Annotated in this window: 15 protein-coding genes; 8 read left to right on the top strand and 7 right to left on the bottom strand. The window is 37.1% G+C overall.

All coding sequences use genetic code 11. The features are described 5' to 3' along the window. Nucleotides 1–701: 701 nt before the first annotated feature. Together rpsT and acnA are read right to left on the bottom strand one after the other, a co-directional pair. Nucleotides 702–968 carry a 30S ribosomal protein S20 gene (gene rpsT / locus D1092_RS09220; protein WP_120121623.1) on the bottom strand — a complete coding sequence of 89 codons (267 nt, stop codon included), beginning with the start codon at nt 966–968 and terminating at the stop codon, nt 702–704. Nucleotides 969–1,210: 242 nt separating this feature from the next. Then, on the bottom strand, nt 1,211–3,898 hold the full coding sequence (gene acnA / locus D1092_RS09215) for an aconitate hydratase AcnA (RefSeq protein WP_120121622.1): 2,688 nt from the start codon (nt 3,896–3,898) through the stop codon (nt 1,211–1,213). A 295-nt stretch (nt 3,899–4,193) separates the two neighbouring features. On the opposite strand from acnA, the gene ccmA reads away from it, so the two are divergent. The 5 genes from ccmA to D1092_RS09190 are packed head-to-tail and all read left to right on the top strand — an operon-like array spanning nt 4,194 to nt 7,130. Continuing rightward, a complete protein-coding gene (gene ccmA, locus D1092_RS09210; protein ID WP_120121621.1) occupies nt 4,194–4,805 on the top strand; it encodes a heme ABC exporter ATP-binding protein CcmA in 612 nt (203 codons plus the stop codon). An 11-nt stretch (nt 4,806–4,816) separates the two neighbouring features. Next, a complete protein-coding gene (gene ccmB, locus D1092_RS09205) occupies nt 4,817–5,482 on the top strand; it encodes a heme exporter protein CcmB (RefSeq protein ID WP_120121620.1) in 666 nt (221 codons plus the stop codon). 46 nt (nt 5,483–5,528) lie between these two features. Beyond that, nucleotides 5,529–6,308 (top strand): heme ABC transporter permease, encoded by a 780-nt coding sequence (locus D1092_RS09200; protein WP_120121619.1) that lies wholly within the window; start codon nt 5,529–5,531, stop codon nt 6,306–6,308. Next, entirely contained in the window at nt 6,296–6,547 is a 252-nt protein-coding gene (locus D1092_RS09985; RefSeq protein ID WP_120121618.1) for a heme exporter protein CcmD, read from the top strand. Before D1092_RS09200 ends, D1092_RS09985 begins: the two co-directional genes overlap by 13 nt. Next, complete coding sequence (locus D1092_RS09190; RefSeq protein WP_120121617.1) at nt 6,522–7,130, top strand: DsbE family thiol:disulfide interchange protein; 609 nt, start codon at nt 6,522–6,524, stop codon at nt 7,128–7,130. The genes D1092_RS09985 and D1092_RS09190 overlap by 26 nt, the downstream gene beginning before the upstream one ends. A 922-nt stretch (nt 7,131–8,052) precedes the next feature. Here D1092_RS09190 and D1092_RS09185 read toward each other — a convergent pair. From D1092_RS09185 to D1092_RS09175, 3 genes are read right to left on the bottom strand one after another with little or no spacing between them, the layout of a single operon-like run. Next, on the bottom strand, nt 8,053–9,054 hold the full coding sequence (locus D1092_RS09185) for an Hsp33 family molecular chaperone (protein WP_120121615.1): 1,002 nt from the start codon (nt 9,052–9,054) through the stop codon (nt 8,053–8,055). Between the two features lie 39 nt (nt 9,055–9,093). Continuing rightward, nucleotides 9,094–10,026 carry an ornithine carbamoyltransferase gene (gene argF, locus D1092_RS09180; RefSeq protein WP_120121614.1) on the bottom strand — a complete coding sequence of 311 codons (933 nt, stop codon included), beginning with the start codon at nt 10,024–10,026 and terminating at the stop codon, nt 9,094–9,096. Next, the gene (locus D1092_RS09175) at nt 10,023–11,237 is read right to left on the bottom strand and encodes an aspartate aminotransferase family protein (protein ID WP_120121613.1); all 1,215 of its coding nucleotides are present in this window, start codon (nt 11,235–11,237) and stop codon (nt 10,023–10,025) included. Before D1092_RS09175 ends, argF begins: the two co-directional genes overlap by 4 nt. A 486-nt stretch (nt 11,238–11,723) precedes the next feature. Here D1092_RS09175 and D1092_RS09170 point away from each other — a divergent pair, with 486 nt between their 5' ends. After that, complete coding sequence (locus D1092_RS09170) at nt 11,724–12,254, top strand: GcrA family cell cycle regulator (RefSeq protein ID WP_120121612.1); 531 nt, start codon at nt 11,724–11,726, stop codon at nt 12,252–12,254. 946 nt (nt 12,255–13,200) lie between these two features. Here D1092_RS09170 and D1092_RS09165 read toward each other — a convergent pair. Both D1092_RS09165 and D1092_RS09160 read right to left on the bottom strand, forming a co-directional pair. After that, nucleotides 13,201–13,791 (bottom strand): Smr/MutS family protein, encoded by a 591-nt coding sequence (locus tag D1092_RS09165; RefSeq protein ID WP_120121611.1) that lies wholly within the window; start codon nt 13,789–13,791, stop codon nt 13,201–13,203. Nucleotides 13,792–13,836: 45 nt separating this feature from the next. Then, nucleotides 13,837–14,529 (bottom strand): Tim44/TimA family putative adaptor protein, encoded by a 693-nt coding sequence (locus D1092_RS09160; protein WP_120121610.1) that lies wholly within the window; start codon nt 14,527–14,529, stop codon nt 13,837–13,839. Nucleotides 14,530–14,699: 170 nt separating this feature from the next. On the opposite strand from D1092_RS09160, the gene D1092_RS09155 reads away from it, so the two are divergent. Together D1092_RS09155 and secB are read left to right on the top strand one after the other, a co-directional pair. Further along, entirely contained in the window at nt 14,700–15,194 is a 495-nt protein-coding gene (locus D1092_RS09155; protein ID WP_120122731.1) for an FxsA family protein, read from the top strand. A 144-nt stretch (nt 15,195–15,338) separates the two neighbouring features. Further along, nucleotides 15,339–15,815: a protein-export chaperone SecB gene (gene secB, locus D1092_RS09150; protein ID WP_120121609.1), complete on the top strand. Its 477-nt coding sequence runs from the start codon at nt 15,339–15,341 to the stop codon at nt 15,813–15,815. Nucleotides 15,816–15,851 lie beyond the last annotated feature (36 nt).

The following is a 15,851-nucleotide window of genomic DNA, read 5'->3' as shown; positions in this document are numbered from 1 at the left end:
CTTCCATCCTGATAAAAATAAAATTCTGTCCTGCCAAACAGCTAAAAAAAATCTAGCGAAGGCAAAACGCCCTACCCCAAACAAGATTACTCATCCTCCCCTAGGATAGCCTCATCACAACCCCACTAATAAAGATGACCAATAAGATTTACTTGCACTCATGATATGACCTACCCTTCTAAAATGGTAAACATATCAACTAAGATAACTTAAAAGAAACATCAAAAAATCTACCCAACACAAAAGCTTTTAAAAAGCCTAAACCAAAGATTTTATATTCAACAAAATATAGGATAATGTGCTGATGTGACCCCTTCATGCCTTTTAGTCTTCATAAGAACCATACAAAACAGCAGAGGTAAAATGCAAGAGGTCAAAATAAAATCAAAAGCTCCCCCAAAATACTTATTTCAATGAGGAATGAGAAAAATAATTGATTCAATTCATTTTTTTTTCTGAATTTACCAATCATTAAAGAATCTCTTCAGATTAAAAAAAAAAAAATAAAATGCTTGACAAAAAAGACTCTGTAAAAATCCACAAAGCTTGTGGATAACCATACTCCCCTTATAAACTTCCTCTCCCTATTTCAAGAGGAGAATCGCTGTCGATTCTTGTTTTCAATAGAGACTTTTTAAAATAATAAAAAAAGCCAGCACCCTTACGGATACTGGCTTGATTCTTAATAAAATAGAAAAATCTTAAACGCTGAGAGCCTTTAAACGCTTCGCTAAACGTGATACTCTCCTCGCAGCCGTATTTTTATGAAAAACGCCTTTAGAAACCGCACGCATAATCTCAGGCTCAAAATTCTTAAATGCAATTTCTGCCGATGCTTTATCACCCCCTGCTAGAGCATCATCAAACTTACGCATAAAAGTACGAACGCGTGAACGGCGGGACTTATTAACCTGTGTGCGTGCAGCAACCTTGCGCACCGCTTTTCGAGCAGAAGGTGTATTCGCCATAAATATAATCTCTCTTTCAACGCCTTGGTAAAATGAGTCTCAATAACAACTCTACCAATGTAAACAAACCTAACCCAAGCAAAACTATAAAGCTGCCTATAACTCATGTGGCTTATAGCCCAATGTCAAAGCCAACGTCAATTAAATTTTCAAAGACAGACATAAAAAAACGAAGCCAAATTCTTTGATCCGCAACTTTATAGCTTAATTGTTTAAAGATATTCCTCAACGAACAACAGCATTTAAACAGCTAGCTTACGCAAGACATATTGCAAAATTCCACCATGATGCAAATAATCTAGCTCATCTTCAGTATCAACACGGCATAATAATGGAATGGTTTTTACCGTACCATCAGAAAAAGTAATTTTTGCTACGGTCTTTTGACGAGGTTTCAAGTTATGAATACCTTCAATCGTTACCTTTTCATCTCCCTTTAAGCCTAAAGATTTCCAACTTAGCCCCTCCTCAAAGACAAAAGGAACAATACCCATACCAACAAGATTAGAGCGATGAATCCTTTCAAAAGATTGTACAATCACTGCTTTGATGCCAAGAAGATTAGTCCCCTTGGCGGCCCAATCACGTGATGATCCATTGCCATATTCAATACCCGCAAAAACAACGAGCGGAACACCTTCTTTTTTATACGTCATTGCTGCATCGTAAATGGTTTGTTCTACTGCTGAGGGATAATGAATCGTATAACCGCCTTCTCGACCATTTTCTCCTAACATGAAATTACGAATGCGAATATTGGCAAAGGTCCCACGAACCATAACTTCATGATTCCCACGACGTGTCCCATATTGATTAAAATCAGCGACGTTAACACCATGATCCATTAAATACTTTCCAGCAGGAGAAGCGGCCTTAATAGAACCAGCCGGAGAAATATGATCTGTCGTGATTTTATCACCAAACAAACCTAAAATTCGTGCCTCTTTAATATCTGATAAAATATCTGGTACTTTCTGCATATCATCGAAATATGGTGGATTACGAACATAAGTAGACTGCTCATCCCAAGAATAGGTAGCCCCTATAGGGATCTGAACTTTTTGCCAATTTTCATCACCCTTAAAGACATCAGCATACTTTTCAGCAAAAACCTTACGTGTGACATTTTCTTCAATAAACGCTTGTATTTCTTGAGAAGTTGGCCAAATATCTCTCAAGTAAACCGGTTGACCATCTAAATCTTCACCAAGAGGTTCTTTGGTTAAATCTTTACACACTGTCCCGACAAGCGCATGCGCAACAACTAACGGGGGTGAAGCTAAATAATTTGCTTGCACATCAGGAGAGACACGCCCTTCAAAATTACGATTTCCTGAAAGAACTGCAGAAGCAATAACACCATTGTCATTAATCGTTTTGGAAATAGCTGGATGCAAAGGACCAGAATTCCCAATACATGTTGTGCACCCAAACCCTACTAAATTAAATCCTAATGCATCTAAATCTTTTTGCAGACCCGAACTTTTAAGGTAAGCTTCAACAACTTGTGAACCAGGTGCAAGAGAAGTTTTTACCCATGGTTTGCTTTTGAGACCTTTTGCCACGGCATTTCGTGCCAAAAGACCTGCAGCAATAAGAACACTTGGATTTGATGTATTTGTACAGGAAGTAATCGCAGCGATCACCACATCACCATGACTAAGCGTATATTCTTCACCTTCAACCGGATAATGTTCATCTTGTCCTGAAGTTTTCTTATAGTCTTCAACCAATGCCTTCCCAAAACCTTGCCCAACATTTTCCAATGCAATACGCCCTTCCGGACGTTTAGGACCAGCCATAGAAGGAACAACCGTTCCCATATCTAATTCAATTGTATCACTAAAAACCGGATGATCCACCCTTTCGTCATGCCACATCCCTTGTGCTTTGGAGTAAGCCTCGACTAAGGCAATCCGATTTTCATCACGCCCTGTCATGTTGAGATAACGCACTGTCTCCTTATCAATTGGAAAAAAACCACAGGTTGCTCCATATTCAGGAGCCATATTCCCAATCGTTGCCCGATCAGCAAGAGTCATATGCTCCAAACCAGGACCAAAAAATTCAACAAATTTACCAACAACACCCTTCTGGCGGAGCATTTGGGTCACCGTTAATACGAGATCGGTGGCTGTGACACCTTCTTTAAGTTTCCCTGTTAGACGAAAACCAATTACTTCAGGTAACAACATAGAGACGGGTTGGCCTAACATTGCCGCTTCGGCTTCAATACCGCCAACACCCCAGCCTAAAACACCCAAACCATTAACCATCGTCGTATGCGAATCAGTTCCCACACAGGTATCCGGATAAACCGTCTCACCCCCTTCTTCATTCTTCATCCATACACATTGTGCTAAATATTCGAGATTAACCTGATGACAAATCCCTGTTCCTGGGGGAACAACACGAAAATTTTGAAAGGCTTGTTGCCCCCATTTCAGAAAACGATAACGCTCACCATTGCGTTCATATTCATGCTCAACATTTTCCTTAAAAGCCGTAGGAGTGCCAAAATCATCAACAATAACTGAGTGATCAATAACAAGATCAACCGGTATGAGAGGATTAATTTTTTCAGCGTTCCCACCAAGTTTGACCATAGCATCACGCATTGCAGAAAGATCAACAACCGCCGGAACACCTGTAAAATCTTGCATAAGAACACGTGCAGGACGGTAAGCGATTTCTGCCCCTGCACTCCCTTTGTCGCTTAACCACTTAGAAACATTGAGGATATCTTCTTTTTTAACTGTGCGCCCATCTTCAAAGCGCAGTAAATTTTCGAGAATAACTTTCATCGAAAACGGTAAACGCGAAATGCCTTCAAGTCCATTCTTCTCCGCTTCGATTAAGCTATAATAAGTATATTCTTTGCCACCAACCTTTAACGTTCTGCGACAATTAAAGCTATCAATGTGAGTCATGACTGTCCACCCTCATACTATAAACCACCCAATTTCCAGGAATGAACAACACAAACTACGAGTCAAGGTCGCAGCTTGAGCGCAGACGCAATTACCTCCGCCATCCATTTCCCCCTCCACCTTTCATAGGTAAATGCGGAAATCAGCGCCAAAAACCATTCTACACCAGATCTTGATGTAACGTATCCCTTATAGAACTATTTCTAGAACTATTCTAGGGACAATTGCATAAAAAAACGTGTTTTTTATGCAATAATGCAATAAAGAATAGGGAAATATAAAAATAGGCAATCACATGGTGTTATCAGGCAAAGATTTAGCAGCTTACAGAAACGGAGAAATTCTATTCAAAGATCTTTCTTTTTGTTTATTTCCACAGCAACTGATGACAATCACCGGACCAAATGGCATCGGAAAATCTACATTACTCCGAATCATTGTTGGTCTTATTGAAGCTGCTGAAGGTCATATCATACTTAAAGATGATGAACAAAGATACCCCATTACAACTGCGTGTCATTATCTCGGGCCTCAAAATGCTATGAAACCCCTCTTATCTGTCATTGATAATTTGCAATTTTGGGCAGAGTTTTATGGGCAGCCCTACTACTCCCCCTATGAAGCCCTTACCGATATTGGCCTTGCTGATCTTGAATATTTACCCTTTAACACTCTATCAACTGGGCAACAAAGGCGTGTCGCTCTTGCTCGTCTTTTGCTTTCCTATCGTCCTATTTGGGTTTTAGATGAACCAATATCAGGACTTGATAGCTATGCTCAAAAACGCCTTGCTCGTATTTTTCAGCGTCATCTCAATCAAGGGGGGGTGATTATCGCCGCCACCCATAATTCCTTAGGTATTCCAGAAAACCATACAATCGCTCTGGAAAAATTTTTACCTCTCTAGGAGAGCAGAATATGAAAGCACTGTTCTGGCGTGATCTTAAACTACTCTTAGCGCCACAAACCTCTTCGCTAACAGGATTATTATTTTTCATCGCTGTTGTGATGATAACCCCCTTTACCATTGGACCAGATCCAAAAATTCTTGCACAAATAGGTCCAGGGATATTGTGGTTTGGAGCCCTTCTCGCAGGACTTCTTAATCTGAACAAACTTTTTCAAATCGATCGCGATGATGGCAATCTCGACCAGTTTATCCTTTCAGGACAAAGACAAAGTTTTATGCTGATCGTTTTTACCAAATGCATCGCCCATTGGGCAGGAACGATGCTTCCTCTCATTTTTACCACGCCTATTTTAGCCCTCATGCTCCACTTAGATATCACGATAACTTTTACAACAATACTTACCCTTTTATGCGGAACACCAGCTATTATTTTTATTGGCGCCATAGGAGCGGCACTTGCAAGCTCATTGTTACATAGCACGCTTCTTATTTTCATCATTATCTTGCCGTGGATCATTCCAATTATGATTTTTGGCGTTTCAGCGGCGACAGCGCCAACAAATCCAAATGCCTCTTTTCTTACTTCCTTGGCTCTTCTTAGCGCTTTTTCACTTTTTTTGAGTCTCTTTAGCTCTTTTGTTGCCGCTCTAACGCTCAAGTTTTTATCAGAATAATAAAAGATGATTGCCGCATAGAAAAAATCTCCTTATTATGAATTTCATGACTGAACTATCGCCCACATATAAAATGAGGTCACTCCCTATAAGTTTTGCTCGTTTTATGAAAATAAGCAAAATCATTTTACCATGGCTCGCCAGCATAACTTTATGTCTTCTAATCTTAGGGCTTATTTTCGTGGTGTATTCACCAGATGACTATCAACAGGGCATGACTGTTAAGATTATGTACCTTCATGTCCCTTTTGCGTGGTTGTCTACATTCTGTTATATAACGATGAGTGCAGCAGCATTAGGAAATTTGATTTGGAAATATCATCTTGCTGATGTGGCTCTCAAATGTGGGGCGCCCATTGGAGCGATTTTTACTGCCTTGGCCCTCATGACGGGAGCGCTTTGGGGGCGCCCGACATGGGGAACATGGTGGGTATGGGATGCACGGTTAACATCGGTTTTAATTTTGCTTTTTATCTACCTTGCCATTATCTTGCTTGGACGTGCTTTTGACAATCAAGTAAAAGCGGCTCGCGCGACTTCAATTCTTACCCTTGTTGGCTTTGTTAATATCCCTATTATTAAATTTTCCGTTAATTGGTGGAATACATTGCATCAACCAGCCTCCTTATTACGTGCTGGAGGACCAACAATCGACAATGCTATGTTATGGCCTCTTATAACTATGTTATTTTGTTTCGTCTTTATGTTTATTGCGCTCTATTTAATGGCTATGCGAAATGAAATCAACAGCCGTTATATCAAAATACTTCAAATTAAAAAATCCCGTCGTGCACAACAACAGGACTCTTCATCATGCTTGACCTAAATGGCATCCACAGCGGACTTTTAGGAAACCTGTCTTTGCAAATCGATTTTTTCCTTGGTACCCTTAAACACAAGCAAATTGTTGTTTTAAGCTATACGCTTTCTGCAATATCCCTCCTCTGTCTTATTGGCTATATTCTTTGCAAGAGCATCTACCAAAAAAATACTCTCCAGCAGCTAAACAAAAAAGAACAGTCACAAAAAGAAAAATATAATGAAGAACATCCCTCCAAAACTTAAAAAAAATATATCTTTGCCTATTTTCTTTATTCTTTTTGGACCATTTGTGCTTTTTCTTCTTCTCATGGTGTTTTTTTTCAACTTTATGCATAAAAAATACCCGCAAGACCCTTCTCTTCTCCCAAATACATTGGCTGGAAAACCAGCCCCCGAGATACACCTCCCTCTTCTTAATCAGGAAAATTATCTTCATTCAAAACAGTTTAAAGGACGTGTCACATTGATCAATTTTTGGGGGTCTTGGTGTTTACCCTGTCGCGAAGAACATCCTCTTCTTATGAAAATTTCACAAGATAAACGTTTTGATCTGATTGGTATTAATTATAAGGATAACAAAGCAAACGCACTGCGCTTTTTAAATCGTTTTGGTAATCCTTTCAAATTGATTGGCTTTGATGCTTCAGGATATACAGCTATTGACTGGGGGGTATATGGACCACCAGAAACCTTTCTTTTGAATAAAGAGAGCGTTATTATCGCTAAACATGTTGGTCCTCTAACATGGAAAATTTATCAAAAAAAAATTCTTCCCAAAATTGAACAAGCAATCGTAATAGAAGAAAATAAAGTATCAACATATTGATCTATAAATATAATTTACCATTTTTCTCTATTAAACAAAAACACAAAATACTATGAGATTTTTTTCAAATCCTTTCATTCTGAATCAAGAAAACAGCTCAGAAAAGGTTTAAAATACCTTTTTGTGCATTTTTAATATAAGTATAATGAACAGCTTTTTAAGTTGAAAAATACAAGAATAAAAAAGACAAAGTTCTATCGTGCTATACACGTCATTTTATTTATAGAGCCCTTTTTATTTATACGAGGTCTTATCCTTCTTAGGAAATTTTGTAACAGGATTATTATTGTTGATTCAAAAACATGTATAAAAAATATCTGTAGAGAAAACACCTCAAATATGACAAAATTTTTGAGTGCTTTTCATCACTATTCTCATCTTTAAAAATAATAAACCTGTTCCCTCGCAGGATCATTATATATTTATTCCCTTTACACTCTTTTTTTGTAAGAATTTTCATAAGGTCCATATTGAGTCTTTTTTTATATATTCTTATTTTCTCGATAATTTCTATTATGGTCATAACTAATGCCCTTTTTTGACTCTTAATAAGATAAATCTAAGTCAGAAAATATAACTATAGTCAAAAAGTCTTATTGAACAGAAAAGATAAGTTATCGATAAAAATAAAGTTATTCATGAATCTTATAAAAAAATTCATGGTAAGAAACAAACTTTTGAAATGTAACTTTAAGTTGAAAAAATAAAAAATAAGCCCTTCCCAGAGGAGAAAATATCTTTTACAGGGTGCTCTTTTTTAAAAAGCATATCCAGTGAATAATAATTTCAACAGAAAGATCATTGGCATACATCAAAAAATGCTAAGGAAAAAATATTCAAGAGATTCATATGAGCTTATGCTTTAGGTTTTTATAGCGCAAATAAAATGGGTTTTTGTTGCAATCATTTTTTATGAAGTTAATTATATTTTTTCGTCCAAAAATTCTTGTAGTGTAAAACGATACATTTTTGAACAAAATTCGCATGTAACTGAAATATATTTATTTTTAACCATTTCATTTCGTTCATCACTGGGAAAGCTTTCCAGCATTCCTTTAATTTTTTCACGCGAGCAAGAACATTGGTCGACAAGAGAAAACGGATTAAAAACTCTCACACCTTGTTCATGAAAAAGACGGTATAAGAGCCGTTTACTCCCGACTTGCGGATCTGTTAATTCTGAACTTTCAATCGTTGCCATGAGTATTTTTGCTTCTTGCCATTGGTTATCTAATTGGGTTTGATCTTTTGTTTCTTCTCGCTTTTGATGAAGGTTATCTATTTGATGATGGGACGATGCTTGGGGCAAAAATTGAGTCAAAATACCTCCAGCTCGCCAGCTTTTCTGAGGTTTTCCTTGGTTGTCACGATTGATTAATATAGCAACAGCCAAACGGATATCCGTAGAAATTTGCTCTGATTGATCAAAATAAGTACGAGCAGCTTCTTGTAAATTTGATCCATCTAATGCAACTATTCCTTGATAGGGTTGCATGTTAGGACCTTGATCAATCGTAAAAGCTAAAGTGCCCTTTCCTAAAAGGTTTTTTGAAGAGATTTGATCATTATCTATGGCTTGTTTAAGCTGTTCTTTATCAAAGCGAGCGTAGCCCCGTAAACTGGAAGGAGGAGAAAAATCGCACACCAGCATATTAACCGGTCCATCGGAATGGGTTTGTAAAATAAATTTTCCTGTAAGCTTTAGAGAAGTTCCAAGTAGAACAGTTAAAAGCAAAGCTTCGGCCAAAAGATAAGAAACCGGTTCAGGGTATTGATGTCTGTTAAGAATAGAATCTAAAGTTTTCCCAAGTTGTACAACACGTCCACGGATATCAAGTTCTTCGACTTGAAAGGGAATAACAGCATCCTCTTCATGCAAAGAGATGTCGTTAAGAGAGGCATCATCTTTAGCTTGTTCACTCATGGGCTTTACCTTTTATTATAACTTGTTGTAGAGAAGCTCTTATGAAGAGAAAAATGCATCTTGTAAACACCAAGAAAGAATTGCTTTTTGAACGTGAAGACGATTTTCAGCTTCATCGAAAACAACTGAGTGCGGTCCATCAATCACAGTATCAACAACCTCTTCACCACGATGAGCTGGAAGGCAATGCATAAAAAGAGCATCAGGTTTTGCTAATTTCATGAGAGCTTCATTGACTTGATAAGGCTGAAAAATGGAATGACTGCGAGCACGAAACTCTTGCCCCATGGAAACCCATGTATCAGTCATAATACAATCAGCATCTTGAGCTGCTTTTTGAGGATTATGCGTTAGCGTAAGATGTGCACCCCACTCACGTGCCCAATGTATGAATTGCTCTTGTGGCTCACTGCCCTTTGGAGTAGCAATACGCAAATGAAAACCAAAAAGAGCTGCAGCCTCAATTAAGGAATGGAGTACATTATTACCGTCCCCCACCCATGCAAATACTTTTCCAGTAATTGGCCCTCTATGTTCCTCATAGGTTAGGATATCTGCTAGAATTTGGCAAGGATGTGTATCATCTGTAAGGGCATTAATGACAGGAATTTGTGCATATTGTGCCAATTCAAGCATACGTTGATGTTTTGTTGTTCTCAATATCACGATATCTACAAAACGGGATAAAACGCGCGCCGTATCAGCTATGGTTTCACTATAACCAAGCTGCATCTCTGACCCCGTGAGCATGATTGTGTCTCCCCCAAGTTGGCGCATACTGATATCGAATGAAATACGGGTTCTTGTGGATGGTTTTTCAAAAATCATCGCAAGTGTTTTTCCTATAAAAGGTTTTAGACTTTTCCCTTCCTTAAAAGATGCTTTAAGTATTTTTGCATAATCAATCAGAGCGCGTGCCATCGCTGGCGTTAAAATTGATAAGTCCGTGAAATGACGAAGAGCATTTGTCATGTGTATAATACTTGTCCTTCTTTATTGATTTTCGAAAGATAAGAAATTGCTTTTTCAATACGATTCAAGCTTTCATCTATTTCTTCTTCCTTGATGATAAGAGGAGGCAATAAGCGTACAACATCATTGTTGGCAGCAACACTTAAGAGATATTCATTTTCCAAAACATTAACGACAAGATTTGAAGGTACAACACATTTAATGCCCACCATAAGGCCCATCCCATGAACTGCGCAGATAATATCAGGATAGATATTGAGAATGTGCAAAAGTCCACTTTTTAGTTTATCCCCCATACGCTGAACATGGTTCAGAAAACTTGACTCTAATAGAATATCAAGAACACTATTTCCTACAGCCATCCCAAGAAGATTTCCTCCAAAGGTTGAACCATGGGTTCCAGGCGTCATACTTTTTGCAGCTTTATCCGTTGCAAGGCAAGCACCTAAGGGAAAGCCACCTCCTAATCCTTTTGCGAGAGTAAGAATATCAGGTGTAACATCACTCCATTCATAAGCAAAAAGCTTTCCGGTTCGTCCCATACCCGTTTGGACTTCATCAAAAATCAACAATAGACCATTATCATCGCATATTTTACGCAAAAATCTTAAATATTCATAGGAAACCGTTCGTATTCCTCCTTCTCCTTGAATGGGTTCAATGAGAATAGCGGCGGTATTTTTATTAATAGCGTTATGCAAAGCAATTTCATCACAAAAAGGGACTTGAATAAATCCACCGGCTTTAGGTCCAAAGCCTTCAAGATATTTTTCATGCCCAGTCGCAGCAAGCGATGCAAGCGTCCGTCCATGGAATGCCCCTTCAAAAGTAATTATTTCAGTGCGTGCTGGATGACCAGCAGCATAGTGATAATGACGTGCCGTTTTAAAAGCGCATTCCAATGCTTCAGTGCCTGAATTACAGAAAAAAACCTTATCCGCAAAACTATTTGCACAAAGCCGCGTGGCAAGTGCTGTTTGTTCAGGAGACTGAAAAAGATTGGAAACATGCCAAAGTGTTTCAGCTTGTCTTTTGAGCGTATTAACCAATTTAGGATGGGCATACCCTAATGCATTAACAGCAATGCCAGATGTGAAATCGAGATAATGTTCTCCTTTATCGGAAATAAGCCATACACCATGCCCCTGTTTAAAATGCAAATTTCGTCGTGCAAAACATTCATAAAGTGGCTGTATAGAGATGGCATCCATCATAATTCCCTTTATGTTTTAACCTTTTCAATGTATATAAAAAGAGACACTACAAATAAAACAACATGATATATTTCATTCCGGTGCTTTCAACATTTCGCTCGATTAATGATCACACCTATGGAATAGATCATTACACCAATTGAAAAAAAGTCAATGAAGATTCTACAAATAAGCATTTTGAGAAAAATGCCTTTAACATAAAGTGGATGCTTAACCTATGATTGATTTGCAAGTTGGGGAAAACATTCTAAATAAACTCTTTAAGAGGCAAAGACTCTTGTCATAGAGTGAGTGCATATTGTAACTTACATATAGTTAAGCAAGATAATGTATTTTGATTTGTAAGTCCCACAGGTTGAATGATTTTTTTATGCTCACTTAGAGTGTAAAATTCTTTCGTTTAGTGCATTGAGAACATTATTAAAACATTTGAAGATGCAAAGGGGAGGCATCTTAGTGACGTAATCTAAATGGAGTGCTGATATGGGTTGGACAAGTGAACGCGTTGAGCTTCTTAAAAAGCTTTGGAGTGAAGGGTTAAGTGCAAGTCAAATTGCCGCTCAATTAGGTGGAGTCAGCAGAAATGCAGTCATCGGTAAAGTGCACCGATTGAAGTTGCCAGGACGTGGCAAGACAGCACAGGGAAATACACGTACGCAAAAAACTCCCGCAAGCAGCCCATCATCTCCACGTGTGCGTCGCAACACACCCACAGTATCGCCAATAAACACATCATCTGTCAACGTTGAAGAAACAACTTTAAAGACAGAGTTTGTAGCAGAAGATGTCAAAGAAGTTGATATGCCCACAAAATCTAATGTAGTGGTGCCTATATCACGGCAACTTAATCTGCTACAATTGAGTGAAAATACATGTAGATGGCCGGTTGGCGATCCATTATCAGCTGATTTTCATTTTTGTGGTGCTGATTCTGATGAAAATAGTCCCTATTGTACCTTTCACGCTAAATTAGCATTTCAACCGATATCTGAAAGACGGCGAATAAGGGTATAATATCTGCCGATATAATTTCATATTTTGCGCCTCATGATTATAAATTTCAATGATAGAACTATTATGAGAGAGAGAAATTTGATGATTTTTTTAATGAATGAGAACGTTTCTTCATGAAAATATTCAACGAAATTGTATCTTTTAGTGCTATTGTACAGCCGTATGTTATAAATCCACGCTTTTTTATTTTCACGATTCTCTATTAATTTAATTGTACAGCTTTTAAAACTGTCTATAGCAATATCTTTTGAATAATGCAGTTTCTCAATCTATCATGTTTTTATTCTTTGTATTCTAATAGTGTAATGTCGCGGTTTATAAAAATAATTTATTGTTTAGCAACCTGAGTGAAATCCACAAATATTATCTCTCTTATATTGAATCAATCAAAACCCTTGGTTTGCACGTCACGTGCGAAAGGAGCCCATGCAGAGTAAAAACACTTTAAAAAAAAGCATGCCGCCGATAACCCCTCTCAAGTTCCAAGAGTTTTGCAATATTAGGGGCTAGAAAAATGTGTGATAGTGCAGCTTACACTTTTATTAAGCATAAAGATGAAAGTATATAATCAATTTTATACGCTTCATGGAGATCACTATTTTATGCACTCTATTACAGAATAAGCTTGAAATTATTAAGAGATATTTCTCTAAAATAAGCTCATGAATATGCAATACAAGTATATTCTAGTTGAAGCGTTTTGTTTTTCATGAAGAGCATGGACCAAAAAGACACGTGAGAAATAAAAGTATGATGCAATGTGTAGTACGTAAGACGAATAGTCTTTGTAATTCTTTATAAAAAATTAAAATAAGAAAATGTTGTATTCAAAACTCTTATGCAATAGACAGAAATTATAAATTAATATGTTATCATGCCTCTTCTATGATCTATAATATACGATCTTTTAAAATAAATATTGAACCTGAAACGACTACAAATAGTATCACATTCCTTTTCTCGACACAAAACGACGCAACCAAACATAAAGCGCACCTTCACCACCATGCTGACGCGCTGCTTGCTCAAACGCATGAACATAATATCGAAAAGCTGGTGTTGATAACCAATACGGAACAAATCTATACAAAGCTCCATCACTCCCAATAGATCGACCTTTTCCTGTAATCACAAGGACATAACGCAATCCACTCTGTTGAGAGGATTGTAGAAATTTTTTTAAGAAAAAATAAGCTTCTTCCTGCATATAACCGTGAAGATCAAGACGCGCCTCAAGAGGATAACGACCTTGGGCAATTTTACGATGTGCAACATGATCAAAGAAATGAATCTTATGCGTTTGTGTAACGGCTCTCTTTTCTTTTTTAATAATTGTTGAGCGTTGTTGATTTTCCTGCCCCCCTAGAGGAGCTTGAGTTATGCACTGTTTTTTATCATTAATATTTGCAATATTTTCTGATATAGAAGAGAGCCTCTTATCATGAAGCGGTGTTATTGTGCGACAAACCTTCGCCCATAAAAGGCGATCTTGTGAAGTTAATAAATCTCTTTTTTGTCTCCATTCACTTAAGGACATTTCAATTTCTCATAAATTATTGAGTACTTATGGAAGAAAAGTACTTTAATTTTCATCTTCTGTAGCGAAAAGCTTCCAGTTCGGATCCGACGATAGACTATTACGAACAAACGTCCAAATATCCCTAATTTCTATAATAGCATCGGAATCACCGTCTATACGCTCATCCTGTTCATTATAAGTAACAGAAATCATCTCACTGATAATACGTACTGTTAAAAGTTCATCCTTTTCTTGTATTGCTGCCGCAACAAACTCGATTTTATTAATTCCAACAAAAGTAAATTCTATTCTTTCTTTGTTTTTTTCTCGTTGTTCAATAGCAGAACAAAAGCTTTCAAAAACATCCTGACAAAGCAAGCTTTTAAGTTGACTCCGATCACCTTTAGCAAAAGCTGTGACAATCATTTCATAAGCAATTTGTGCACCCTTTATAAAAGATTTAGGAGAAAAATGAGGGTCAATTCTACGCAGTGCGCGTAAATTTTCATTCAAAATACTCCCCTCTGGTGCAATCTCATCAATTTCACTAAAATCGCCTTTTTGTAAATTTTTTTGATGAGGGAACGAAACAATATTATCCGCCGTTTCTGCCTCAGCTTGTTTTTTAGAGTGACGTGAATAAGGATCAAAAGGAGGCTTTTCAAATCCAATTCGCTTCCCTAACACACTACGGAGTTGCACAAAAATAACAACCATAACAACAAGAGCGATGACAAGTATAACGTCAAATTCCATGGGCGCTGTCAATCTCCAAGCTTTAAATCTGTAATAAACATTGCAGTCAATATCATTTATCAATAAATATGTAAAATAGGGAATCTTACCATTCAAATATTTTTATAGATTTTATATAAGGAATGCTCTTAAGAATTTCTCCCCTCCTCATTCTAGAAGGAAATTTTCATGTGATAAAACTTTATTCTCTAAATCCTCGTTTTTTTATCGTTATATTCCTCTGTATTCTGTTAATTGAGATTGCTGGTTTTATTTTTGTTGGTCAAGAAATTGGCATTTTGGCAACTTTGAGTTTAGTCATTCTCACAACCTTAGTTGGGGTTATTTTATTGCGAATTCAAGGAATTAGCCTTTTAAAAAACATACAAAGTGAACTCATTCAAGGACGCACATTAGAAAACAATATTATTCATGATGCTTTCATCATATTTAGTGCGATTTTGCTTATTCTTCCCGGTTTTGTAACTGATCTTTTGGGAATATTACTTCTTATTAAACCAATTCGTTCTGTTGTTTGGCATTTCTTTTCATCATTAAAAAACACAATAAATCCCAATACAAAAAGAAAAAATGACTCTGAAAAAATAATTGATCTTAACGCTGAAGATTACAAAATTCATGATACAACAGAATCTCCATGGCGCAAAAATGATGATAACCGTTGAAAGTCCTAAAAAAATCTGTAACGAATGAAAAAAATAATCCAGATAAAGGGCGCATTCCTTGCAACCTTTTGCAAGGCGTGATAACCAGTTCGATCTTTAGATCTAAAATAAATATACATATTATAAATGAGAGAGGTTCGTCGTATGGCCGAAGGTGAAATGAACAACAGTGGCGGAGAGCCGGTTTTTGCTGTATTAACGCAATATTTAAAAGATTTATCATTTGAAAACCCAGGTGCTCCCCATTCATTGCGTGCGCGTGAAAAATCACCACAAATTGATATCAATATTAATGTCAATGCTAACCCGATTGGTGATGACAATTATGATGTCGTTTTATCTCTCTCCGTCAAAGCCAATGATAATACTGAAACCTTATTTCATGTAGAGCTGATTTACGGAGGAGTTTTTCACCTGAAAAACATTCCACAAGAACATGTTATGCCTCTGGTCTTTATTGAATGTCCCCGTCTTTTATTTCCATTTGCTCGCCAAATTATATCTAATGCTACTCAAAATGGTGGTTTTCCACCTTTGTGGATTGATCCTATTGATTTTGCAGCTCTCTTTCAAAAGCGTCTCGCTGAAGAACAAAAAGACAATCAAATACAACCTTCTTAAAAATTTGTTCTTTTGCTATCTATAAAGCCCTTTAAT

It is taken from the genome of Bartonella krasnovii (genome assembly GCF_003606345.3).
In the GTDB taxonomy this organism is placed as follows: Bacteria; Pseudomonadota; Alphaproteobacteria; order Rhizobiales; family Rhizobiaceae; genus Bartonella; species Bartonella krasnovii.
The sequence above is the reverse complement of the archived record's forward strand: the minus strand, read 5'-3'. Positions and strand labels throughout refer to the sequence as shown.